This is a genomic window from Enterobacter cloacae complex sp. IR5401, from assembly GCF_049238425.1.
Taxonomy (GTDB): domain Bacteria; phylum Pseudomonadota; class Gammaproteobacteria; order Enterobacterales; family Enterobacteriaceae; genus Enterobacter; species Enterobacter hormaechei_C.
This window is the reverse complement of sequence record NZ_JBMKHN010000004.1, coordinates 310854-333697: the sequence shown is the minus strand read 5'-3', so window position 1 is coordinate 333697 and position 22844 is coordinate 310854. Positions and strand designations below refer to the sequence as shown.

At 52.5% G+C, this 22844-nt stretch carries 22 protein-coding genes and 5 pseudogenes; 11 read left to right on the top strand and 16 right to left on the bottom strand.

Translation table 11 applies throughout. The annotated features are described in order from the left end of the window. Positions 1-42: 42 nt before the first annotated feature. The 3 genes and pseudogenes from ttcA to ACOTX1_RS09030 all read right to left on the bottom strand — a co-directional run bounded on the left by ttcA (position 43) and on the right by ACOTX1_RS09030 (position 2522). Positions 43-978 (bottom strand): tRNA 2-thiocytidine(32) synthetase TtcA, encoded by a 936-nt coding sequence (gene ttcA, locus ACOTX1_RS09040; protein WP_263521938.1) that lies wholly within the window; start codon positions 976-978, stop codon positions 43-45. A gap of 49 nt (positions 979-1027) precedes the next feature. Then, positions 1028-1486, bottom strand: a pseudogene (locus tag ACOTX1_RS09035) (tyrosine-type recombinase/integrase); the annotation flags it as partial. A gap of 8 nt (positions 1487-1494) precedes the next feature. Beyond that, a pseudogene (locus ACOTX1_RS09030) lies at positions 1495-2522 on the bottom strand (IS3 family transposase). 72 nt (positions 2523-2594) lie between these two features. Here ACOTX1_RS09030 and ACOTX1_RS09025 point away from each other — a divergent pair. Further along, positions 2595-2762 (top strand): annotated as a pseudogene (locus ACOTX1_RS09025) (DUF4113 domain-containing protein); the annotation flags it as partial. A 134-nt stretch (positions 2763-2896) separates the two neighbouring features. On the opposite strand, the gene ACOTX1_RS09020 reads toward ACOTX1_RS09025, so the two are convergent. Both ACOTX1_RS09020 and ACOTX1_RS09015 read right to left on the bottom strand, forming a co-directional pair. Beyond that, complete coding sequence (locus ACOTX1_RS09020; RefSeq protein ID WP_023314224.1) at positions 2897-3778, bottom strand: arginase family protein; 882 nt, start codon at positions 3776-3778, stop codon at positions 2897-2899. Between the two features lie 37 nt (positions 3779-3815). Next, complete coding sequence (locus tag ACOTX1_RS09015) at positions 3816-4910, bottom strand: NADH:flavin oxidoreductase (RefSeq protein ID WP_023314223.1); 1095 nt, start codon at positions 4908-4910, stop codon at positions 3816-3818. Positions 4911-5012: 102 nt separating this feature from the next. Between ACOTX1_RS09015 and ACOTX1_RS09010 the strand changes: the two genes are divergently transcribed. After that, complete coding sequence (locus tag ACOTX1_RS09010; RefSeq protein WP_023314222.1) at positions 5013-5897, top strand: LysR family transcriptional regulator; 885 nt, start codon at positions 5013-5015, stop codon at positions 5895-5897. Between the two features lie 88 nt (positions 5898-5985). Here the strand turns inward: ACOTX1_RS09010 and ACOTX1_RS09005 are convergent. Then, positions 5986-6655, bottom strand: a pseudogene (locus tag ACOTX1_RS09005) (SOS response-associated peptidase). A gap of 323 nt (positions 6656-6978) precedes the next feature. Then, positions 6979-7176: pseudogene (locus ACOTX1_RS09000) on the bottom strand (tyrosine-type recombinase/integrase); the annotation flags it as partial. Between the two features lie 71 nt (positions 7177-7247). Here ACOTX1_RS09000 and ACOTX1_RS08995 point away from each other — a divergent pair. From ACOTX1_RS08995 to ACOTX1_RS08985, 3 genes are all read left to right on the top strand, one after another. Continuing rightward, a complete protein-coding gene (locus ACOTX1_RS08995; RefSeq protein WP_255301129.1) occupies positions 7248-7379 on the top strand; it encodes a hypothetical protein in 132 nt (43 codons plus the stop codon). A 221-nt stretch (positions 7380-7600) separates the two neighbouring features. Further along, entirely contained in the window at positions 7601-7798 is a 198-nt protein-coding gene (locus ACOTX1_RS08990) for a hypothetical protein (RefSeq protein ID WP_003856931.1), read from the top strand. A 3-nt stretch (positions 7799-7801) separates the two neighbouring features. Continuing rightward, entirely contained in the window at positions 7802-8224 is a 423-nt protein-coding gene (locus ACOTX1_RS08985) for a GFA family protein (protein ID WP_022651250.1), read from the top strand. Positions 8225-8258: 34 nt separating this feature from the next. Here the strand turns inward: ACOTX1_RS08985 and ompC are convergent, their stop codons facing one another. Both ompC and nifJ read right to left on the bottom strand, forming a co-directional pair. Continuing rightward, on the bottom strand, positions 8259-9419 hold the full coding sequence (gene ompC, locus ACOTX1_RS08980; protein WP_023314219.1) for a porin OmpC: 1161 nt from the start codon (positions 9417-9419) through the stop codon (positions 8259-8261). A 387-nt stretch (positions 9420-9806) separates the two neighbouring features. Continuing rightward, positions 9807-13331 carry a pyruvate:ferredoxin (flavodoxin) oxidoreductase gene (gene nifJ, locus ACOTX1_RS08975; RefSeq protein ID WP_023314218.1) on the bottom strand — a complete coding sequence of 1175 codons (3525 nt, stop codon included), beginning with the start codon at positions 13329-13331 and terminating at the stop codon, positions 9807-9809. Positions 13332-13601: 270 nt separating this feature from the next. On the opposite strand from nifJ, the gene ACOTX1_RS08970 reads away from it, so the two are divergent. Then, the gene (locus ACOTX1_RS08970; protein ID WP_023314217.1) at positions 13602-13868 is read left to right on the top strand and encodes a DUF333 domain-containing protein; all 267 of its coding nucleotides are present in this window, start codon (positions 13602-13604) and stop codon (positions 13866-13868) included. 1 nt (position 13869) lies between these two features. Here ACOTX1_RS08970 and hslJ read toward each other — a convergent pair whose 3' ends face one another. The 4 genes from hslJ to ACOTX1_RS08950 form a co-directional block, all read right to left on the bottom strand. After that, positions 13870-14307, bottom strand: coding sequence for a heat shock protein HslJ (gene hslJ / locus ACOTX1_RS08965; protein ID WP_023314216.1), 438 nt, complete (start codon positions 14305-14307; stop codon positions 13870-13872). 123 nt (positions 14308-14430) lie between these two features. Next, positions 14431-14559 carry a DUF2474 domain-containing protein gene (locus ACOTX1_RS08960; protein ID WP_017693358.1) on the bottom strand — a complete coding sequence of 43 codons (129 nt, stop codon included), beginning with the start codon at positions 14557-14559 and terminating at the stop codon, positions 14431-14433. Then, entirely contained in the window at positions 14559-15569 is a 1011-nt protein-coding gene (gene cydB, locus ACOTX1_RS08955) for a cytochrome d ubiquinol oxidase subunit II (protein ID WP_023314215.1), read from the bottom strand. Before cydB ends, ACOTX1_RS08960 begins: the two co-directional genes overlap by 1 nt. Positions 15570-15574: 5 nt before the next feature. Continuing rightward, positions 15575-16969 carry a cytochrome ubiquinol oxidase subunit I gene (locus ACOTX1_RS08950; RefSeq protein WP_003856944.1) on the bottom strand — a complete coding sequence of 465 codons (1395 nt, stop codon included), beginning with the start codon at positions 16967-16969 and terminating at the stop codon, positions 15575-15577. A 393-nt stretch (positions 16970-17362) separates the two neighbouring features. Here ACOTX1_RS08950 and ACOTX1_RS08945 point away from each other — a divergent pair, with 393 nt between their 5' ends. The 3 genes from ACOTX1_RS08945 (at position 17363) to patD (ending at position 20621) form a co-directional block, all read left to right on the top strand. Beyond that, positions 17363-17551: a hypothetical protein gene (locus tag ACOTX1_RS08945; protein ID WP_023314214.1), complete on the top strand. Its 189-nt coding sequence runs from the start codon at positions 17363-17365 to the stop codon at positions 17549-17551. An 82-nt stretch (positions 17552-17633) separates the two neighbouring features. After that, positions 17634-19058: a PLP-dependent aminotransferase family protein gene (locus ACOTX1_RS08940; protein ID WP_023314213.1), complete on the top strand. Its 1425-nt coding sequence runs from the start codon at positions 17634-17636 to the stop codon at positions 19056-19058. Positions 19059-19196: 138 nt separating this feature from the next. Then, positions 19197-20621, top strand: coding sequence for an aminobutyraldehyde dehydrogenase (patD, locus tag ACOTX1_RS08935; protein WP_023314212.1), 1425 nt, complete (start codon positions 19197-19199; stop codon positions 20619-20621). 35 nt (positions 20622-20656) lie between these two features. Here patD and ACOTX1_RS08930 read toward each other — a convergent pair whose 3' ends face one another. From ACOTX1_RS08930 to ACOTX1_RS08920, 3 genes are read right to left on the bottom strand one after another with little or no spacing between them, the layout of a single operon-like run. Beyond that, a complete protein-coding gene (locus ACOTX1_RS08930) occupies positions 20657-20839 on the bottom strand; it encodes a DUF1869 domain-containing protein (protein WP_003856955.1) in 183 nt (60 codons plus the stop codon). 3 nt (positions 20840-20842) lie between these two features. Further along, positions 20843-21196 (bottom strand): DUF1971 domain-containing protein, encoded by a 354-nt coding sequence (locus tag ACOTX1_RS08925; RefSeq protein ID WP_003856958.1) that lies wholly within the window; start codon positions 21194-21196, stop codon positions 20843-20845. Between the two features lie 27 nt (positions 21197-21223). Continuing rightward, a complete protein-coding gene (locus ACOTX1_RS08920) occupies positions 21224-21550 on the bottom strand; it encodes a DUF1971 domain-containing protein (RefSeq protein WP_015570441.1) in 327 nt (108 codons plus the stop codon). Between the two features lie 243 nt (positions 21551-21793). Between ACOTX1_RS08920 and ACOTX1_RS08915 the strand changes: the two genes are divergently transcribed. Further along, positions 21794-21967: a GhoT/OrtT family toxin gene (locus ACOTX1_RS08915; protein ID WP_003856960.1), complete on the top strand. Its 174-nt coding sequence runs from the start codon at positions 21794-21796 to the stop codon at positions 21965-21967. A gap of 86 nt (positions 21968-22053) precedes the next feature. After that, on the top strand, positions 22054-22812 hold the full coding sequence (locus ACOTX1_RS08910; RefSeq protein ID WP_003856961.1) for an alpha/beta fold hydrolase: 759 nt from the start codon (positions 22054-22056) through the stop codon (positions 22810-22812). Positions 22813-22844: the final 32 nt, after the last annotated feature.

Sequence of the window (22844 nt, the reverse complement as noted above, 5' to 3'; positions counted from 1 at the left end):
CTTAAAACGCGTCTCAGAAACGATATCTGAGACGCTGCCAGGTTACTTGACTTCTACTACGTTCAGGCGCAGTTCATCGAATTGCGCATCCTCTTCCTCTGGCTGCCAGCCAGCAGGCTGCATCGGGATCTCTTCGCGATCAAACGCCAGATCCCCGCCATTCACCACCTCTGAACCGTGGTTAATCCCTTTGAAATCGAACAGTTCAACGTCGGCGAGGTGCGAAGGCACCACGTTCTGCATGGCGCTGAACATGGTTTCGATGCGGCCCGGATAGCGTTTATCCCAGTCACGCAGCATGTCGCCAATGACCTGACGTTGCAGGTTCGGCTGTGAGCCGCACAGATTGCACGGAATGATAGGGAAGGCTTTGGCCTGAGAGAAACGCTCAATGTCTTTCTCGCGGCAGTAGGCAAGTGGGCGGATCACGATGTGTTTGCCGTCGTCGCTCATCAGCTTCGGTGGCATTCCCTTCATTTTGCCGCCGTAGAACATATTCAGAAACAGCGTTTGCAGAATGTCGTCCCGGTGATGGCCAAGCGCAATCTTGGTGGCACCCAGTTCGGTTGCGGTGCGGTACAGAATGCCGCGACGCAAACGTGAGCAGAGCGAGCAGGTCGTTTTGCCCTCTGGGATCTTCTCTTTAACAATGCCGTAGGTATTCTCTTCTACGATTTTGTACTCAACGCCCAGGTTATCAAGGTACTCCGGCAGGATATGCTCCGGGAAGCCAGGTTGTTTCTGATCGAGGTTAACCGCGACCAGGGAAAAGTTCACCGGTGCGCTTTGCTGTAGATTACGCAGGATCTCCAGCATGGTGTAGCTGTCTTTACCGCCCGACAGGCAGACCATGATGCGATCGCCTTCTTCAATCATGTTGAAGTCTGCAATGGCTTCGCCCACGTTACGGCGCAGTCGCTTTTGCAGTTTATTCAGGTTGTATTGTTCTTTCTTTGTATTTGTTTGATTTTCTTGCATTTATTACTACCTTCGGAGCCAATAGGGGCATAATAGGGGCAAAAATTCTTCAGCGTGCGAGCTTGTCGTTAAGCATCAGCACCTGTTCGCCATTCATTTCTTCAATCCACGCACCGTAGACTTCATAAACCATTTGCGCGTTTTCATGCCCCATCTGGCTGGCTATGAAAGACGGATTAGCGCCGGCAGATAAAAGCCAGCAGGCAAAAGTATGCCGCGTATGGTACGGATTCCGGCGGCGAATACCAGCACGTTTTACAGCTGCGTTAAATCTGGAGCCGATACTCGATAAAGAGTAGTAGGCTTTCTGTTTGCCCTTGCGCATCCTGGGCATGAAAACAAATCGCAGGTTTTGATATTCCATCGCACCATATTCGCGGTGATGAAAAACAATCTCGGTTTTGGGCTGTAACGAAGTCAGTGTACGCTGTGCCTTCAAGGCCTCTAGTGCTGGCTCTAGTAGCGTGATAACTCGATCACCTGCATCGGTTTTTGGTGGGACGAACATTGAAGTGGTCAACTAAAACTGGCCACGGCTTTAGAGTTTTTCCAGTATCGGTTTTCCGATTCGTTTGGGGGTGACTCACCGTTATAGTCATGCGGCCTTACCGAACTGTAATACCCGACGATATAGTCTGTGATCGCATGAGCTGCTTCGCTAAAGTTTATATAGCCTGTCACTGGCACCCACTCGTTTTTCAGACTTCTGAAGAAGCGTTCCATCGGGCTGTTATCCCAGCAGTTTCCGCGTCGGCTCATACTTTGCCTGATCCGGTAACGCCACAATAACTGCCGGAACTGCCTGCTTGTGTAGTGGCTACCCTGGTCACTGGGGAACATTACTCCCGCTGGTTTACCTCGGGTTTCCCACGCCATTTCCAGCGCTTTGATGGTTAGCTTGCTGTCCGGTGAGAATGACATTGCCCAGCCTACCGGTTTCCTGGCGAACAAATCGAGAAAGTGGGTGGGTTGCTGACAACTAACCAGTCCCAGTTCTTTCATGAGTCTGCCGGCAAGCCAGCGTCCCATTCTGAAACCTCTCAGGGTTGCCATAATGGCGATACTTCTCGCGCCAGCAGAGCCATGGCTAATGTTATGCAGCTCCAGAACCTGACTACGTAATACAGCCCGCTTGCCGTCTGGCTTTTCGGGGCTTTTCACCCAGTATTTGTAGCTGCTGCGATGAACCCCGAACACGTGGCAGAGTGTGACCACAGGATACTGCGCTCTGAGTTTCTCGATTAACGAGAACTGTTCAGGGAGTCTGACATCAAGAGCGCGGTAGCCTTTTTTAATATGTCGTTTTCCATTTCAATGCGTTGTAGCTTTTTCTTTAGCTCACGTATTTCAATCTGTTCCGGGGTTATAGGAGAGGCTTTAGGTATTTTGCCCTGTCGTTCATCCCGTAACTGCTTTACCCATCGCGTCATGGTAGAAAGCCCCACGTCCATAGCACTGGCCGCAGCTGCAACGGTGTAGTTCTGATCAAGGACCAGTTGAGCGGATTCGCGTTTAAACTCTGCGCTGAAATTTCTTTTTTTCATTGGGACACCTGTATTGTTCTGAGATGAGCATATCTCCTCTGTTCAGGTGGCCAAATTCAGTAAACCACTTCAGCCGGAAGCGAAAGGTTGATGGAAGTGCTCGATCACCTGAACGCTAAAGATGGAAAAGGCACGCTCTACTTTGCCGGGCAGGGAATACAGCAGCAGTGGCAAATGAAGCGAGAAATGCTGTCGCCTCGATATACCACGAGATATTCAGATTTGCTTAGAGTCCGATAAATAATACTGATGTCTTAGTCCGCTCTGTGCCAGAAGCGGACAATAGAATGTGAAAGTTGCAGTACTTTCAATACGTTATGTAAGTAGTCCGCACATCATGTAATCGAATGTGCAGGCCACATTAGATCTGGCCTTCACTCGTTCATGATGGGAATCTTCTTAAGAAACTCTTTAAGATTCCAGGCATCCCAAGGCAAATGCTCAGTAATACCAATGATCACGATTTCGGTTTCAGCAGATACATCACGGATTATTCTAAGCGTCTGGGCGAGATTTAATTTTCCTACTGGATACACCGCCTGCCAGTCAAACTCAGGCTCGGGTTCGGCGAACAGCAGTGAACGGAAGACGTCCGGATTCAATACATCCAGATCCAGATGCACAGCAAGTTTGCGGATATTCTGTTCTTTTATCCAGCTAGTAATCTTGTCGCTGTTCTCGTAAAGCTCGCCCGGTCGGGCTATCCGCAGACCAAGTGCGTTGATAAAGGCTGTCTCCTGCTCAGTCAGCCCCTCTTCAATCAGACCGGCATACATAACGCGAGAGGGCTTCACCGGGGTCTTCACTTTAGAAGCGAACTCCGGATCGCCACCGCCCAAAAGATTTCCCAGCACCATTGTATGGCCGTTGGTAAAGTCGACTGGTGTTTTCACATCAGGGTGTGAATCGATCCACAGTACACCCATGTCACCATTGTGCCTGTCGTTCATCCAGGCAAAGGGAGCCTGGTCAACAAGACAGTCACCGCCAAACACCACAATATGATCTGGCTCTTCCTTTTCCAGGATAGCCAAGGCCTCATCATGCTGGCTGAGTAACTGCTGGCGATAAAGCAAACCTTCTTCAGGTTCTGGCGTGTCCGGATTGAATTCCGGTATGCTTATGGTGTGCAGAGGAGCGCGCGTCTCTGGAGAGAGCCAGTGCAGCAGCCGGGCACCAAATCCGTAGAGCTCCTGATTGCCTCCCTGCCACTGTGGAAATAAAATCCTGATCGTCTTTTTCGTCTTGTCAGTCATTTTGACGTCCTTTATTAGTGCCGATGGTAAATAACAATTAAAATCGTTCTTTTTCCTTGATGTCTGCAACCGGTGAAAGAATATCGTCAGGCAGATCGTGAAGCGGGAGACCGCAACGGACCTTTCGTGGCCAGTCAGGATTTGCTAATGCTGCCTTGCCGATAGAAACAAAATCAGCGCCCATATCCAGTAATTTTTCTGCCGTTTCACCGTCATCCAGCCCACCGTTAGCAATGATGATGGTCTCCGGAGCGGCTTCACGGGCAAGCTCAACAAGGCTCTTGTCGCTGTTCTCGAATGCAGGCAGCCAGGATTTGTATTCGGTCACATGGATATAGTCCACGCCGGCATCGGCGAGCAGACCGAAGATTTTCCTGGCACCGTCCTCACCTTCTTTCCATTTATGATGAAAATCGTTTACTTTTCCCTGCGAAATCCTGACGCCCAGCGTCTTTTCTGCGCCAATTTTACCGCGCACGGCACGGATAACTTCCAGCGTAATGGCCAGCCGGTTTTCCAGGGAACCGCCCCATCCATCAATACGCTGGTTGGTATAGTCTGTCAGGAACTGGTCAAGCAGGTACCCGTTCGCCGCATGGATCTCAACGCCGTCAAATGTTGCATCACTGACGGCGAGCTCCGCGCTGTCGGCAAAGCTGGAGATGATGTCGCGGATCTGCTCTTCACTGAGTGTCCGGGGAGTGCGGTATTCCCCGGAACCATAGTAGAACTCAAGCTGCTGCCCTTTAGGTTTCACGGCGGAAGGACCGGCAGAGTCCGGACGGTAGATATTTTTCTGAGACAATGCGCCGGCATGAATGAGCTGGGCTATGACCCGTGCACCGCGCTGATGTGCTTTTTCGACAATATTTTTCCAGCCGCAGATCTGTTCTTCATTCACGATGCCTGGCTGAAACGCATAGGTCTGTGACCACGCCTGGTCAATGTAGATCCCCTCGGTGATGATGGCGCCGAAACCTCCCCGGGCAAAGCGGGAGTAGTAATCCTGCATCTTTTCACCCGGTACGCCGGTTTCAGACGCGGAGATACGCGTCATAGGGGCAACCATGATGCGATTGCGGAACAGAGTGCGGTTAATAAATGTGGCTTCGAATAATGATGCGTGGCGCATGGTGACTCCTTGGTAACAATTATAATAAAAATAATTATAATGCCGTTATCCGTAACGTTATACTGGTAAGAAATGCATCACTGTATAACGGAAATAGATAAAATGAATCTTCGTGACGTCGAACTGTTCATCGTTCTTGCGGAAACCTGCAATCTTTCTCAGGTCGGGCGCAGACTTGGCATGAGCGCGATGAGCGTGTCGCGACATCTCGCCCAGCTGGAAAAGGATTTAGGCGCGCGTCTGTTTCAGCGCACGACCCGCGCGGTGTCGCTGACCAGCGAGGGTGAAGAATTTCTTCCCTATGCCAGAACCATGATGGAAGCAGAGCAGGGCGCACGGATTATGTTCAGCGAGGACGCTGGCGGGGCGTCAGGCCTGCTGAAGATCACGGCACCCTCCGGCATCGGCCGGCGTTACATACTTCCCCTGCTGCCTGACCTCATGGAACGGAATCCAAAGATGAAAATCGATCTCAACCTCAGTGATGACTTGGTGGATATCGTGGGTCAGGGGTACGATGTGGCCATCAGGGTTGCCCCGCTCAGGGATTCGAACCTGATTGCCCACAGGCTCAGCAGCAACCCCCGGGTCCTCTGTGCCTCACCTGCTTATCTGTCCCAGCACGGGATTCCCACCACTCTGGCAGAACTGACCAATCATCAGTGTTTGAGAACGGCAATGGTGTCTCAGTGGACATTTGTGAAAGATGGGAACCTACTCAGTCATTTATTTGAGCCACGGTTCATTTGTAACAATGTAGAAGGTGTCCGAAGTATGTGTAAGGCCGGAGCGGGCCTGGCACAACTAACAAAAGCAGATATTCACTCTGAACTGGCAACCGGAGAACTCGTCGAAATATCACTTAGTGATGCGGATTGCCACATGCTGGCAATATGGGCGCTGTTTCCGACAAAGCGCTACCTGCCATGCCGCGTTACTGTCTTTCTAGATGCTTTAAAGTCTTCGCTGAAGAGACTTATGTCATGAATATTAAGTTCAACTTTTGTAGAGAGTGATAAAGTCATAATGTCCGCATTTCGCTCATTTCGAACATGACAGATTTCTTTTGACCTTACTATTTTGATGCCTTGACTAGCTCCGGACCCTGGTTTTTCACATTCCCCATGGCACGCGTCACGGCGTGCCAGATAAACTTGTCGGCTGGCACAGCGCCGTCGGCTGCTATCTCCTCAGCTTCTTTACCGCCTAGGTCCTGACGCATCCACTCACGTGCCGCTTCTGCAGACAGAACCAAGGGGCGGCGGTCGTGAATGTCTACCAGTCCTTTATCAGCTGCAGACGTCACAATCAGAAATCCCTCTGCTTCATCTCCACGTTTGAAAGGCGTGCTGCCGATCGCTGCCATGAAAATGGGTTGGCCGTCGGCGCGGTGAATGAAGTAGGGATGTTTCTTGTCTCCTTCCTTTTTCCATTCGAACCAGCCATCAGCACAACAGATCGCCCGGCCATGCTGCCAGAGGTTTGAACATTCGGCTGGTGGCCGCGGTTTCGACGCGCGCGTTAATCGGTGGCGGCTTATCCCACCACCCGGGCGCGTAACCCCAGAGCACCGGATCGAGGTGCAGTTGTTCGTCGCGTTCGCTCAACAGCAGAACCTTGGTTCCAGGCGCGACGTTGTACCGGCCAATAGGTTCCGGGTCGTATGCGATGTTGCGATCGGCTTCATCAACCAGGTAAGCCAGATATTCTTCACGGGTTTGTGCTTGTGCAAAACGTCCACACATAGAAACCTCCAGTCAGTCAGACTGAAAGTATATGGCAGGGAGAAAAAGTAGGGGACACTGGCTAAAGTTAGGGGCAAATTTAGGGGCAAAACTGAGGAATAGGGGCAAAAAAGGGCATTAAAAATGTATTACTGGGTAGCTTTAGGGAGAAACTGCTATGCTTTAACTAATTGAATAAATTGACAAAACGAAAGCAAGCAATGAGTTAACAAAATCAGCGTAGCTTATTCAGGTTGTACTGTTCTTTCTTGTTAATCTCTTGATTTTGTTGCATCTATTCGTTACTCAGATCTCAAATGGGGCACAGGGTGAGGAAAACGATTTCAAAGCGTCAGCTTCGTGTTCATCTCTTCTATCCATGTAGCATAGATTTCATACACCATCTGCGCATTTACGTGCCCCATCTGGTTAGCGATAAAAGACGGGTTTGCGGCTACCGGTAAAAACCAGCATGCGAAAGTGTGTCGTGTATGGTACGGATTGCAGCGCCGAATGCCAGCACGATTTACAAATGAGCCCCACAGGAGAAGTTTGGTTAAGACTGAAGGGTTGTCTACACTTACAGCTTACGCAGTAAAAAACGGAGGTGAAAATGACTGACCGTCCCGTTCATGGTGACCATCCTGATTATAATCCCAGCCCGGATAACCCGGAAAAGGATGGAAGAAAACCGAAAGATGATCCTGGCTCAGCGCCTGAATCAGGCGATAAAGATCCAGAGTAATGACCAACCGCCTTTACGAAGGCGGTTTTAACACCCATTACGGCCTCTCTACGCGCACCGCTATTCACGTTATCCTCATCAACGTCGTCTGATAACCGCTCAGAATCCATCCCTTTTTTGCCGGATGAACGGGTGAGATAAAGCACGGATCTCATTCCCGCGTACCAGCGCGTTTTACAGTTCTCCTGCTACGCTTTTGAGGGGGACAAGGGAGCGCTTCTATGAAAAATAAAGACGAGCAGACAGGATTAGTTGGGCTGGCGATTGGTGCCGCCGTTATCGGGCTGGTTTCATCCCAGAAGATCATCAACCGTGAAAGTATTGTCGATGAACTGGTAAGGCTCGGCAGGCAGAAGGGGGATGGTGTCGAAGATGAGGTCTTTTTAAAAGCGGCTGAGTTAGTGAGAAAAGGGGTATAAGCGATGGCTGACATTCGTCATGCACAGTGTCATTGTGGGGCGGTGAAATTTACGGTTGAGCTGACGGACGGCCTGAATACCGCACGTCGATGTAGCTGCTCGTTTTGCAGGATGCGTGGGGCGGTCGTGGTTTCAGCGCCTTTGACGGGCATTAAGGTGACGCAGGGCGCGGACACGCTCACAGAGTACCGTTTCAACACCGGCACGGCGCGCCATTTCTTCTGTTCGATTTGCGGTATTTACACGTTCCACCAACGACGTTCCAATCCCAATGAATATGGTGTGAATGTCGCCTGTCTGGAAAATGTCACGCCATTCGACTTCCCGGAAGTGGCGGTAATGGATGGAGTAAATCACCCTATGGATGGCGACAGCGGGGTATTTGGCTATCTCTCTTTCCGTAAAGAACAGACGAAACAGCGATGAAAACTAGCCCGCAGATCGCTGCGGGCTAACGGGATTAGAACTGGTAAACCAGACCTAACGCTACAATGTCATCCGTACCGATGCCATTGTTTTTGTAGAATGAATCATCTTCATCCAGCAGGTTGATTTTATAATCAACATAGGTGGACATATTTTTGTTGAAATAATAGGTAGCACCGACGTCAGCATATTTCACCAGGTCTTTATCGTCCTGGCCATTGCCCAGGTCTTTACCTTTAGACTGTAAATAGGAAATGGCCGGACGCAGACCGAAATCGAACTGATATTGTGCGGTGACTTCGAAGTTCTGGGTTTTGTTTGCAATACCGCCGCCATCTTGGCTATCGGTTGAACCATAAGGGGTCATATTGCGGGTTTCGGAATACATTGCCGCCAGGTAAATATTGTTAGCGTCATATTTCAGGCCGGCAGTCCATGCATCCGCCTTATCGCCACCTGCATACTGAGATGCTGCGCCAGTGCCAGCACTAACCTGATCGTTGGTACGGTCAGATGACGCATATGCCGCGCCCGCGCTGAAGCCCATGCCAAAGTCATAGGTGGTGGAGATACCGAAGCCATCACCGTTTTGATTACGAATGTTGTTATCTGAACGGTTATTAGTGCTTTCCTGAGAGCAGCCATACTCGTCACAGTTGCTGCCTTCATTATTACCCTGATACTGCACCGCGAAGTTCAGACCCTGCACCAGACCAAAGAAGTCGGTGTTACGGTAGGTCGCCACGCCGTTTGCACGACCGGTCATAAAGTTATCGGCATAAGTATAAGAGTCGCCACCAAATTCTGGCAGCATATCGGTCCAGCCTTCAACGTCGTACAGGACGCCATAGTTGCGGCCGTAATCGAAGGAGCCGTAATCGCCCACCTTCACGCCCGCGAAGGCCAGACGCGTCCAGGACTGATTGTCAGAACCTTCGGTGTTGTTTGCCTGAATGTTGTATTCCCATTGGGCGAAGCCGGTCATCATGTCGTTGATTTGGGTTTCACCTTTAAAACCCAGACGCATATAGGTTTGATCGCCATCTTTAGACGCGTCGTCAGAGAAATAATGCAGACCATCTACTTTGCCATACAGATCCAGTTTATTGCCGTCTTTATTATAAATTTCAGCTGCGTGAGCGGCTCCAGCCATTAACAAAGCGGGGATCATCAGTGCCAGTACTTTTCTTTGCATTTTGATTATTCCTTTGCAGTTATTTTTTTATTGCTTAGTGAACTTTCCGGGCTGGAAAGGTGTCCCATGCTAAATCACTCTGGCGGCGGATGAATAAAATATAATTGTTACGGGTTAAGTAAAATCTAAACTAAATGATGCGGTTGAAATAATGATAAACGTCATGAATGAATTATTATAATCAATACAAAATAAAAATTATTAATTACGCGGAAAACAAGGTAATCTCCACGCCGTTATATGCCTTTAAGATTATTTCATCCATAATTCACGTGAATATTGTTCAGAACATTGAGGCAATTTTCACCGATCTTCTGGATTCGCCCGGTGCACGTGCATCGGGCTTTTTTATAGCAAAAAAATGCCCGGACAAGCCGGGCATACAGGTTATTCACTGGTCGATTTTTCGGCTTTTCCTGCCAGTTGCGCCAGAAAGTCATAACGCTTCTGAAGATCCGCTGCCGCATCCTTCCATAGCTGCTCTGCTACTTCAGGCTGCTGGGCGTTCAGCCTGCGGAAACGCTGCTCCTGAAGTAAGGTTTCGGCAAGGGCGTCTGACGGCGGACGCGAATCCAGCGCCAACGGCAATTTCCCTTCATCGGCACGGCGCGGGTCAAAGCGGTACAGTGGCCAGAAGCCGGTTGCGGTGAGCTGACGCATCTGGTCGTGGCTGAGTGCCAGATCGTAGCCATGCTCCTCACACGGACTGTAGGCGATGATCAGCGACGGGCCTGGATACGCTTCCGCCTCCTGAATGGCTTTCACCGTCTGGTTGAGCTGCGCCCCAAGCGAAATTTGCGCGACGTAGACGTGCCCATACATCATCATGCTGACGCCCAAATCTTTACGCGCCTTGCGCTTGCCGTGCTCACCAAATTTCGTGACCGCCCCCAATGGCGTTGCTTTCGAGGCCTGTCCGCCGGTGTTGGAATAACACTGAGTATCGAGCACCAGAATATTGACGTTTTCGGTCAGGCTCAGGACATGATCAAGACCACCGAAACCAATATCGTAGGCCCACCCGTCGCCGCCGATCAGCCAGATAGATTTTTCAACCAACGCGTCAGCATCAGTCAGGAGTTGTTCAGCCCCTTCAACACCCTGAAGCGCGTGGCGCAGTTCAGCAACCTGCGCACGACGAACGTCAGGTGTGGCCTCCGCATGCAGGGCATCATTCAGTTCTGCCGGGATCTTATCGGCAAACTGTGCCAGCAGACGCATTACGCGGGCGCGGTGCTGATCGACCGTCAGACGGAATCCCAGACCAAATTCTGCGTTGTCCTCGAAAAGCGAGTTTGCCCACGCCGGGCCGCGACCGTTTGCGTCGGTAGTGTACGGCGTGGACGGCAGGTTACCTCCGTAGATCGACGAGCAGCCCGTCGCGTTGGCAATCAGCATCCGGTCGCCGTAAAGCTGGGTAAGCAGTTTGATATACGGTGTTTCGCCGCAGCCGGAGCACGCCCCGGAGTACTCGAAGAGCGGGGTGATGAGCTGCGAGGTACGAATGTCAATGCGTTCCAGCTTGTTGCGATCGATTTCGGGCAGGTCGAGGAAGAAATCATAATTCACTTTCTCTTCTTCAACATGTTCAAGACGCGACATCATATTGATGGCTTTGATTGACGGGTCCTGACGATCTTTCGCCGGGCACACCTCGACGCACAGGTTACAGCCGGTACAGTCTTCCGGCGCCACCTGAAGTACATATTTCTGACCACGCATATCGCGGGATTTTACATCCAGCGAGTGCAAACTTTCCGGTGCGCCATCTAACGCTTCTGGTGACACCACTTTGGCGCGAATGGCCGAGTGCGGGCAGGCCGCCACGCAGTGGTTGCACTGGGTGCACAGCTCTTCTTTCCAGATAGGGATCGCTTCGGCAATGTTGCGTTTTTCCCAGCGGGTCGTGCCAATCGGCCAGGTGCCGTCAGGCGGAAGCGCAGAGACGGGAAGGGTATCTCCCAGTCCGGCAAGCATCGCCGCCGTGACGGTTTTGACGAAATCCGGGGCGGCGTCAGACACCACTGGCGGCCGGTTCGGACTGCTGGCATTGACCGGCTGCAACGGCACCTCGAACAGCGATTCGCGGGCCAGCGCCAGCGCCTGCCAGTTGCGCTCAACCAGTTCCTGACCTTTGCTGCTGTAGCTTTTGGCGATCGCCCCCTGGAGTTCCATCAGCGCGCTGTCGCCCGGCAGAATATTGGTCAGGTGGAAGAACGCCATCTGCATAACCGTATTGATGCGCGCCGCCAGGCCGCATTCGCGGGCGATCTTCGCGGCGTTAATGACATACAGGCGCGCCTGTTTCTGGTTAAGCACTGCCTGCACTTCCTGGGGCAGGCGTGCCCAGACCTCGTCGGCGCTGTAAGGGGTGTTGATCAGGAAAATACCGCCGGGCTTCAGGCGCTCGGCCATCTGATATTTATCAATGAACTGGAGCTGGTGACAGCCAACAAAATCCGCCTGAGAAATCAGGTATGCCGAGCGGATCGGGTGTTCGCTGACGCGCAGGTGGGAGACGGTAAGTCCGCCCGCTTTTTTGGAGTCGTAGACGAAATATCCTTGCGCATACCACGGCGTAGAGTTGCCGATAATTTTGATGTTGTTCTTGGTCGCCGAGACGCTGCCGTCGCTGCCCAGACCGTAGAACAGCGCTTCCAGTTTCGCATTCGAGGGCAGGGTGTTTTCCGGCAAAGGGAGAGAAAGGTTAGTCACGTCATCATAAATGCCGACCGTAAAGCGCGGCTTCGGTTTTGCCTCGCGCAGTTCAGCAAATACCGCAAGGACGCACTCCGGCCCGAACTCTTTTGAAGACAATCCATAACGCCCGCCAATGACGCGCGGCAGCGTTTCGCGCTCACCGCGGTTAAACGCCTCAGCCAGTGCGGTCATCACATCCAGATAAAGTGGCTCAGCCTGTGCGCCAGGTTCTTTGGTGCGGTCCAGTACTGCCACGGCACGCGCGCTGTCCGGCAGGGCTGCGAGCAGGTGTTTCGCTGAGAAGGGACGGTAGAGGCGAACTTTGAGCACGCCAACTTTTTCACCACGCGTCAGCAGCTCATCGACCACCTCTTCGCAGGTGCCGATGGCAGAGCCCATCAGGACGATCACGCGCTCGGCCTGCGGATGACCGTAATATTCAAACGGCTTATATTCGCGGCCCGTCGCAGCGGCAAAATCGTCCATCGCCTGTTCAACGTGCTCATACACCGCGTTGTACCACGGGTTTGTCGCCTCGCGGGACTGGAAATAGGTATCCGGGTTCGCAGAGGTACCCCGGATCACCGGATGTTCCGGATTGAGGGCGCGAGCGCGATGCGCATCGATGTCAGCCTGCGGCAGCAGATTGAGAATGGTGTCGTCCGGCAGTGGAACGATTTTGTTGATCTCGTGGGACGTGCGAAAACCATCGAAGAAATGAATAAATGGCACTCGGCTTTTCAGCGTAGCGATATGCGATATCAGCGCGAAGTCCTGTGCTTCCTGTACGCTGCTGGCGCAGAGCATAGCGCAGCCGGTCTGACGCACGGCCATCACGTCTGAGTGGTCGCCAAAAATAGAGAGAGCGTGAGTGGCTACGGTGCGTGCGGCAACGTGCAACACAAACGGCGTTAATTGCCCTGCCAGCTTGTAAAGCGTGGGGATCATCAACAGCAGCCCCTGAGACGACGTAAACGAGGTCGACAGGGCACCGGTCTGCAACGCACCATGCACGGTGGCAATGGCCCCGGCTTCGGACTGCATCTCAACAACCCGCGGGACATCGCCCCAGACGTTTTTTATCCCATTACCAGCCCAGGCGTCAGCCTGTTCAGCCATCGTGGAGCTGGGAGTGATGGGGTAGATGGCGATCACTTCGCTGGTACGAAACGCAACAGACGCGACTGCACCATTGCCGTCAATAGTTTGCATAGGACAACACCCTTACATTGCGCAAAAAGAGGGGTCTGTAAAACGACGACAGACCCTGAATATTATCTGTGTATTTTAGCAAAGCTCAGGTTTTACGATTTTCGCTTTTGTGTCCTTGGTATGCGCTGTATCAATGACTCGAAGGCTATTCGCGTTAAAAAATTGCGAGAAATTGTTACCAGGGCGCATAAATACGCACATCCGCTCTCGACGATGCGGCGCGTGATGCCTATTATGCATAGGTTTCGCGTTAATTATGGGGAGGAAGGTATGCGTACAGCATTTTGGGTCGGATGTGCCGCGTTACTGTTGTCGGCATGCAGCAATGAACCAGTACAGCAGGCGACAGCGGCACACGTTACGCCGGGTATGCGAGCGGCTATGTCCAGTTCAGGTCAGGCCAACTGCGCAATGATCGGCGGTTCACTCTCCGTTGCCCGTCAGCTCGACGGCTCAGCCATCGGCATGTGCGCGTTGCCAAATGGCAAACGCTGTAGTGAGCAGTCGCTTGCCGTTGGTTCGTGCGGAAGCTACTGAGTTATTCAACTCGCTTAAACATCAATGTCTTATTGGCTGTCGCCAGCGTTAACTGGTCTTCGGTCAGGTCTACCTGTGCGCCTGTGCGTAGCATATCGGCGATGGTCTGATCCAGTTCATTTAGCTGCGGCTCGGTGCAGAGTTTCCGCGTCATTGCTAGCGTTTTGACCGTCAACTCTCCTTCGGACAGTTTACCCTGGCCGTTGAAGCCGTTGCACATTGTGCCGGAGACGACAATGTTGTTAATCAGGCTGATATTGGGTTGCGCACTGAAGCGAATTTCAGGCTGCGTTTTCCCGCCTTTGACTGCTTTGCCATCCACATTTTCAAGAACGAAACGGTGATTCTCTAACTGATCGGTCTGAACGGAGGCTTTACCAGGATTAACGCATCCAGCCAGTACAAGGCTGATTAAACTTACTGCCGCGAGCTTTTTCATTTTTCTTCTCAAACTATCAATGCTGTAAATATTTTTTCAGTGTAACCATACCCTCCTGGGTGTTAATGGGGTTTATCTGAAAGTGCGGGAAGGGACCGGGCGGCGGCGCGCCCGGTCAGCGAGTTAGTGCGATTTAAATCCAGCTGCGGCCATCAGCATTTTAAAGAGCATACTTACGCAGGCCAGCGCCAGGACGCTGCCGCCCCAGATGATGGCAAGCCACATCAAACGTTTCCATACAGGTTGTTGCATCAGTGATAACCCTCCCCATGCTGTACTTTTCCTCGAAAAACGTAATAACTCCAGAAGGTGTAGACCAGAATCACGGGAATGATCAACAGTGCACCCACTAACATAAAGCCCTGGCTTTGGGCTGGCGCAGCGGCCTGCCAGAGGGTAATGTCCGGCGGGATGATATGCGGCCAGATGCTGATCCCAAGCCCGCTAAAGCCAAGAAAAACCAGGCCTAACGTCATGATAAACGGCAGGGTATGGCTCGCAGGATCGTGCAGGCAGCGCCACTGGCACAGACTCAGGATCGCAACCAGCGCAGGAACAGGCAGCAGATAAAACAGATTCGGCAGAGTAAACCAGCGCGCAGCAATGGCTGGTTGGGCGAGAGGGGTCCAGATACTGATTATCGCAATGAATACCAGAAGCAGGGGCAGAAGCACTTTCGATAGCTGACGCATCCGCTTTTGCAGGGCATTTTCGCTTTTCATTACCAGCCACGTTGATCCTAACAGCGCGTAAGCCACCACAAGACCCGCTCCGCAGAAAAAATTGAACGCGGTAAACCAGTCAAACGGACCACCGCTGTAAGCTCGACCGGTGACGCTGAACCCCTGGATGACCGCACCGACGGTGATGCCCTGGCTGAAGGTCGCCACAATTGACCCGCCAATAAAGGCCTTATCCCAGAACGGGCGGTGCGCCGGAGTGGCCTTGAAGCGAAATTCGAAGGCGACCCCACGAAATATAAGCCCGATCAGCATTATTGTCAGTGGAATGGTTAGCGCGTCGATGATAACCGCATAGGCGAGAGGAAAGGCGCCAAACAGGGCCGCACCGCCAAGCACCAGCCAGGTTTCGTTGCCATCCCAGACGGGAGCCACGCTGTTGACCATCACGTCGCGGTCGTCCGCATTCGGCGTTGCCGGAAACAGGATGCCTATCCCCAGATCAAAACCGTCCATCACGATATACATCAACGTGGCGAAAACGATAATCACGAACCAGATAATGGAAAGATCGATACCCATTACGGTTACTCCTTAAATTCAGTGGTGACGGCAGAAAGCGGACGAGCAGGGCGGCCATCGGATTCAGTCGCGAAGGATTCATGGGGCTGCGGCCCTTTTTTAATCAGACGCACCATATAGCTGTAACCCACGCCGAATACCGCGGTATAAACCACGAAGAAGGCCAGCAAACTGATGCTCATGTGCAGATCGCCATGCGCGGAAACCGCATCCTTCGTACGCTGTAGTCCATAGACGACCCACGGCTGGCGGCCGACCTCCGTTGTTACCCATCCGGCGAGGATCGCGATCAGCCCGGACGGTCCCATCAGCAGGGCAAACCACAGGAAGGAACGTGATGTATAAAGGCGCTGTTTGTAACGCAGCCAGATTGCCGTCACGCCCAGGAGCAGCATCAACATCCCCAGGCCGGCCATGATGCGGAAAGACCAGAAGACAATGGTGGCGTTCGGGCGATCTTCTTTTGGGAACTCCTTCAATGCCGGAACCTGTTTATCGAGACTGTGGGTCAGGATCAGGCTGCCGAGAGCGGGAATTTCCAGGCCAAAACGGGTCCGTTCCTGCTCCATATCCGGCCAGCCAAACAGCAGCAGTGGAGTAGGCTCACCCGGCGGATTCTCCCAGTGACCTTCGATGGCGGCTATTTTCGCTGGCTGGTGTTTTAAGGTATTAAGCCCGTGCATATCCCCCACCAGCGCCTGGACTGGGGCCACGATTAACGTCATCCACAACGCCATGGAGAACATAGTGCGAATAGCGGGGGTATTGTTTCCGCGCAGCAAATGCCAGGCCGCGGAGGCACCAACAAACAGTGCGCTGCTGAGAAATGCCGCTATCGACATGTGCAGCAGGCGGTAAGGGAAGGAGGGGTTAAACACCACGGCAAACCAGTCCACCGGAACGACCTGACCGTTGATGATTTCATACCCTTGCGGTGTCTGCATCCAGCTGTTTGACGAGAGGATCCAGAACGTAGACATGAGGGTCCCCAGTGCGACCATGCAGGTCGAAAAGAAGTGCAGCCCCGGCCCGACCTTATTCCAGCCAAACAACATCACCCCGAGGAACCCCGCCTCAAGGAAGAACGCGGTAAGCACTTCATAGGTCAGCAGGGGGCCGGTAATACTGCCCGCGAACTGCGAAAACCCGCTCCAGTTGGTGCCAAACTGATAAGCCATCACCAGGCCGGAGACCACGCCCATCCCAAAGTTGACGGCGAAGATCTTTGACCAGAAATGGTACAGCGATCGCCAGACGGGATTTTTTGTTCTCAGCCACAGCCCTTCCAGCACGGCGAGATAGCTCGCCAGGCCAATGGTTATCGCCGGAAAAATAATATGAAAGGATACGGTAAAGGCGAACTGTATTCGCGCAAGATGAAACGCATCTGGACCAAACATGCATTGCCTCAATGTTAAACGGTGTACTGTTATGATAAAGAGGGGGGGAATGAGATATCAGAAGCAGAAATTGATAATTTACCTATAACAGTTGTGTGAAAAGGTGAACTTTATCTGGCTGATATAGCTAACAAGTAAGAATAAAAAATTTCTTTTTATGATTATTACGCATTAAACAGCTTGCTTTGTCGCCAGCAACATGCGTTAATGGATTTCTGGTTTTGAATCCAAATAAATATCTGACGTAGTTTTATAAAGCAGTTCTCATCACGTTGTGCCTCTCCGCAGCCTCTCTTGGGTCTTTATCTACATTCCGATTAGTTTTGTATCGAACCATTTTTTGCCTGATCGGCTCATGAGTAATTTACGTTTTTACGTTTACAGGAGAATCCTATGACTTCTTATATCCATTTCCGCTGCCCATGCTGTCATGGCTCGCAGTACCGCACCTCAGCTTTTGATGTGTCTGACAAAAATCCGTTCGGCGCGAAATGCATTTTCTGCAAATCGGCAATGATCACGCTCGACCACCTGGCCGCAGCGCGTTCGGCTCAGAATCACATTACTGAGTACCGCAAGTAATCTGCCGCGTTTCCCATAACAGTTAGCAAAATCTTCTCTTTTTCTCCTGCTGATATACACTGTCAGCAATAAGGAGAATCTGATGAAAAAATACCAGCGTCTGGCGCAACAAATTATCTCGCAGATTGAGCTTGGCGTATGGTTGCCGGGCGATAAGTTACCTTCTCTGCGAGAGCAGGTGGCAAGCAGCGGCATGAGTTTTATGACCGTGGGCCACGCGTATCAGATGCTGGAAAGTCAGGGGCGCATTGTTGCCAGACCGCAGTCAGGCTATTACGTTGCCGCCCGCCCGACCCCACACCAGCCTGCACCGCCCGCGCAGGTGATGCGCGATGAAGTGGTCGACATTAACACCTATATCTTCGACGTGCTACAGGCCAGCCGCGACCCCTCCGTTGTCCCTTTTGCCTCGGCGTTTCCCGATCCGCGCCTTTTCCCGCTTCAGCAACTCAACCGATCGCTGGCTAACGTCAGCAAAACGGCTACCGCCATGAGCGTGATCGAAAACCTGCCGCCGGGTAACGTCGACTTACGTCATGCCATTGCCCGTCGCTACGCTCAGCAGGGAATGAATATCTCCCCGGATGAAATTGTGATCACCGCGGGCGCGCTTGAGGCGCTCAACCTCAGTTTGCAGGCTGTGACTGAACCAGGGGACTGGGTTATCGTTGAAAATCCCTGTTTTTATGGCGCACTCCAGGCGCTTGAACGTCTGAAACTGAAAGCGCTGTCGGTTGCCACTGACGTGCGTGAGGGCATCGATCTCAGTGCCCTTGAGCAGGCGTTAAAAGATTATCCGGTGAAAGCCTGCTGGCTGATGACCAACAGTCAGAACCCGCTCGGCTTCACGCTGAGTGCAGAGAAGAAAGCTCAGCTGGTGGCCTTACTCACCCGGCATAACGTCACGCTGATTGAAGACGATGTTTACAGCGAACTCTACTTTGGCCGCGAAAAGCCGCTTCCGGCAAAGGCCTGGGATAAGCAGGATATGACGTTGCACTGCTCCTCATTCTCCAAGTGTCTGGTGGCTGGTTTTCGTATTGGCTGGGTGGCGGCGGGAAAACATGCGCGCCGTATTCAGCAGTTGCAGCTGATGAGTACGTTATCCACCAGTTCTCCCATGCAGCTGGCGCTGGTGGATTACCTGGCGACCAAACGTTACGACGCCCACCTTCGCCGCCTGCGACGCACGCTTGCTGAACGCAAACAGCAGGCCTGGCAATCGCTTTTGCGCCATATGCCTGCCGGCGTCAAAATCCATCATAACGACAGCGGCTACTTTTTATGGCTGGAACTGCCTGAACAGCTGGATGCGGGGCGGTTGAGTGAGAAGGCGTTAACCCATCAAATCAGCATTGCGCCCGGCAAGATGTTTTCCACCTCCAATATCTGGACACCGTTTTTCCGTTTCAATACCTCATGGGGATGGGGCGAGCGGGAAGAGCAGGCGGTCGTCCAGCTGGCGGGGCTAATCCGCGAAATGATGCTGCACCCAGTCACACCTTGATGAAAATTCCTGAAGCGATATGACGCGCGGTCTACCTTTAGTAAAGGAGTGCGGACATGTACGTGACGTTGTCACGTACATGTCCGCCAGAACGTGTGCTGACAGCGAAAACAATGTCGATTTCAACAGGACGATGCTATGCAAAATCAATTGCTGATTAATGGTGAACTGGTGGCCGGCGAAGGTGAGAAGCAGGCGGTTTATAATCCTGCCACGGGTGATGTGCTGCTGGAGATTGCTGAAGCGTCGGAAGCACAGGTGGACGCTGCCGTCCAGGCTGCCGATCGCGCGTTTACAGAGTGGGGACAAACGACGCCGAAAACGCGCGCCGAATGTCTGTTGAAACTGGCTGATGTGATAGAAGCGAACGCTGACGCGTTCGCAAATCTGGAATCCCTTAACTGCGGGAAACCGCTGCACTGTGTCCAGGGGGACGAGATCCCGGCCGTGGTCGATGTGTTTCGCTTCTTTGCCGGGGCCGCCCGCTGCCTGAACGGGCTGGCTGCCGGAGAATACCTCGAAGGACATACTTCGATGATCCGCCGCGACCCGGTTGGCGTTGTCGCCTCTATTGCGCCCTGGAACTATCCTCTGATGATGGCGGCGTGGAAGCTGGCGCCCGCGCTGGCGGCGGGAAACTGTGTCGTCATCAAGCCGTCTGAAATCACCCCGTTGACGGCGCTGAAGCTGGCGGAACTGGCGAAAGATATCTTCCCTCCAGGCGTGCTGAACGTGCTGTTTGGTCGCGGAAAAACCGTAGGAGATCCGCTGACCGGCCACGAAAAAGTCCGTATGGTTTCTCTCACCGGCTCTATTGCTACCGGAGAACATATTATCGGGCATACCGCATCTTCAGTTAAACGTACCCATATGGAATTGGGCGGAAAAGCGCCGGTCATTGTCTTTGACGATGCAGATTTGGATGCCGTGGTTGAAGGCGTGCGTACGTTTGGTTTCTACAATGCTGGTCAGGATTGTACAGCAGCCTGTCGTATCTATGCCCAGAAGGGGATTTACCCCGCGCTGGTCGAAAAGCTGGGCGCAGCCGTTGCCAGCCTGAAAATGGGCGCGCCGGACGATGCTTCAACCGAGCTGGGCCCGCTCAGCTCCGCAGCGCATCTTTCCCGCGTTTGTGCTGCCGTGGACGAAGCCAAAACCCTTGGACATATCCGCGTCGTCACCGGTGGCAGTAAAAAAGAGGGGGCAGGATATTACTTCCAGCCAACGCTGCTGGCCGGGGCGAAGCAGGAAGATGCGATCGTCCAGCGAGAAGTGTTTGGCCCGGTGGTCAGCGTGACAGAATTTGAGGATGAAGCGCAGGTGCTGAACTGGGCTAACGATTCGCAATACGGCCTGGCCTCGTCCGTCTGGACAAAAGACGTCGGACGCGCCCATCGCCTCAGCGCACGGTTGCAGTATGGCTGCACCTGGGTCAATACCCATTTTATGCTGGTGAGCGAAATGCCGCACGGCGGGATGAAGTTATCCGGTTACGGAAAAGATATGTCGGTCTACGGACTTGAGGATTACACGGTAGTCCGACATGTCATGTTTAAACACTAAACCCTCATGCCCGGCGCAGTGCCGGGCGATTCAGCTTACCAGCCACATACCTCGTGTTCATTTTCCGTATCGTAGGCGCGAACGGTGTTCACCAGATCCTTCACGACATCTGCCGCGACGTCCGGGATCAACAGCTCCATTGGCGCTTCTGTTTCATAATCCACTGACACGCCGTTGCTGTTGTTGGTGACGGTCACAGTATAGGTAGCCTTACCCATTATTTACTCCTTATGCGTGTTGACCACTTTACCGATGCCCGCACCGCTGAGCGTGACGGCAGGATCCGCGAAAAAGTCGATATTAAAATAGGTGTCGTCGGTCAGAAGCTCAATGCGGTGCCATTTTTGCGGTGGGGAGATGCCAAAAGAACCGGCCTCAATGACCACTTCCAGATCGGGCTCGGTGGCGTCGCCATCGGCAAAGCCAAAGTAACGCACCGCACCCTGCATGACGGACAACCGACCGTACACGCCGGCTTTGGTGTTGTGATGGGTAAAAAGCGCTTTTGGGGCGGTCTCTTTATTCCAGAACGGCGTCGAGCGGGTATGAACAAAGTTTTCAGGAATACGTAACATCATAGTTTCCTTCATGTTGGCGGGTGCTTAAAGGGACTTAAGCACCTCAGGTTCAACAAAGAATTCAATATTGAACAGGGTGTCGTCGGTCATCACCTCAATGTGGTGCCATCTCTCTGGCGGGAAAACGCCGAAACGACCCGCTTCAATGACGAGCTCGCTGTCAGGCTCAGGTGTAAATTCATCAGCATAGCCCAGATAACGCACTGCGCCACGCATCACCGAAAGGCGAGGGTAAACGCCCGGACGCGTGCCCGTATCAAGGTGACGTTTAAAAATGCCAGCTGGGGCCGTTTCTTTGTTCCAGAAAGGCGTGGAACGGGTGTGAATGCAACTCTGCGGAATGCGTAGCATGTTTCCTCCCTTAAAAGCCTGCTGTTATTAAACTGCTTTCTGCGGGGATGGATTTATCAAAAAGTGCATTTAATTTGCATGTTATCAATAATAACCGTTTTGCTTTACCCGGCGTTGTTACACAAGGTACTCAGTTGTTATTATCCATAGTATTTAAGTGGTTATGATGTAACGAAAAAACTTGATCTGTGTCAACATATGACGCATATTGCGTGCGGTTATTTTTCGGCTCAGGTAAACAGAATGACGTTGTATCAAAAGATGTTGGTGTTCTACGCAATCATGGCCTCCATCTGCGCATTAATCACCTGGTTCCTGTCTAAAGATCGTAAACGTATTCGCCTGTTGAGCGCATTCCTGGTGGGTTCCACCTGGCCGATGAGCTTTCCTGTTGCCCTGTTGATCTCTCTTTTCTGAAGCACGCTTCCAGAATCGGCATCCAGACATAGCATTCCATACATTGAGGCTGTATAAATATACAGTTTGTCATACATGGAGTGCTTATGAACAGTTTCTATTCGCAGCAAGCAGGCTGCACTGTGCGCTGGCAGGATCTTCCCGGTTTCGGTGACCCGGTTGTGTTTATCCACGGGTTGGGCTGTGCATCGTCGTATGAATATCCTCGTATTGTCTGTGATACCCGTTTCGGGGGGCGCAGAGCCATTCTGATCGATCTTCCCGGTAGCGGTTACAGTGACAAACCTGACAACTACCGTTATCGCACGAGCGAACAGGCGCAGGTGGTGGTTGAACTGTTAAACCATCTCGGCCTGGATAGTCTATGGCTCTATGGTCATAGCATGGGGGGGAGTATCGCGATCGAAACGGCAACGCTGTTAACGTCGCGCGTTAAGGGCCTGATAGTGTCTGAACCCAATTTTCATGCGGGTGGCGGGATGTTCAGCCGGGCAATTGCGGCCCAAACGGAACAACATTTTCTGGCTCAGGGCTATGATGACATGCTGCGGGCGGAAACGTCGCCGTGGGCTGGAAGCCTTCAAAGTAATGCCCCCTGGGCCGTCTGGCGCGGCGCAACAAGCCTGGTCGAGGGCGTTAAACCTGACTGGGAACACCTGTTCTTGTCATTGCGCTGCCCGGTAATGTTAGTTTTTGGTGAGCGATCCCTGCCTGATGACGATTTTAATCGTCTGCAACAAAACGGCGTTGCTGTAAAAATTATCCCTGATGCGGGCCATTCAATGTCCTGGGAAAACCCGTCAGCGTTGGCTCAGGCTTTGTCTGGCTTCATAAACGGCTCATGAATGGGCAGCCCGCATTGTTGCGGGCTGGAATG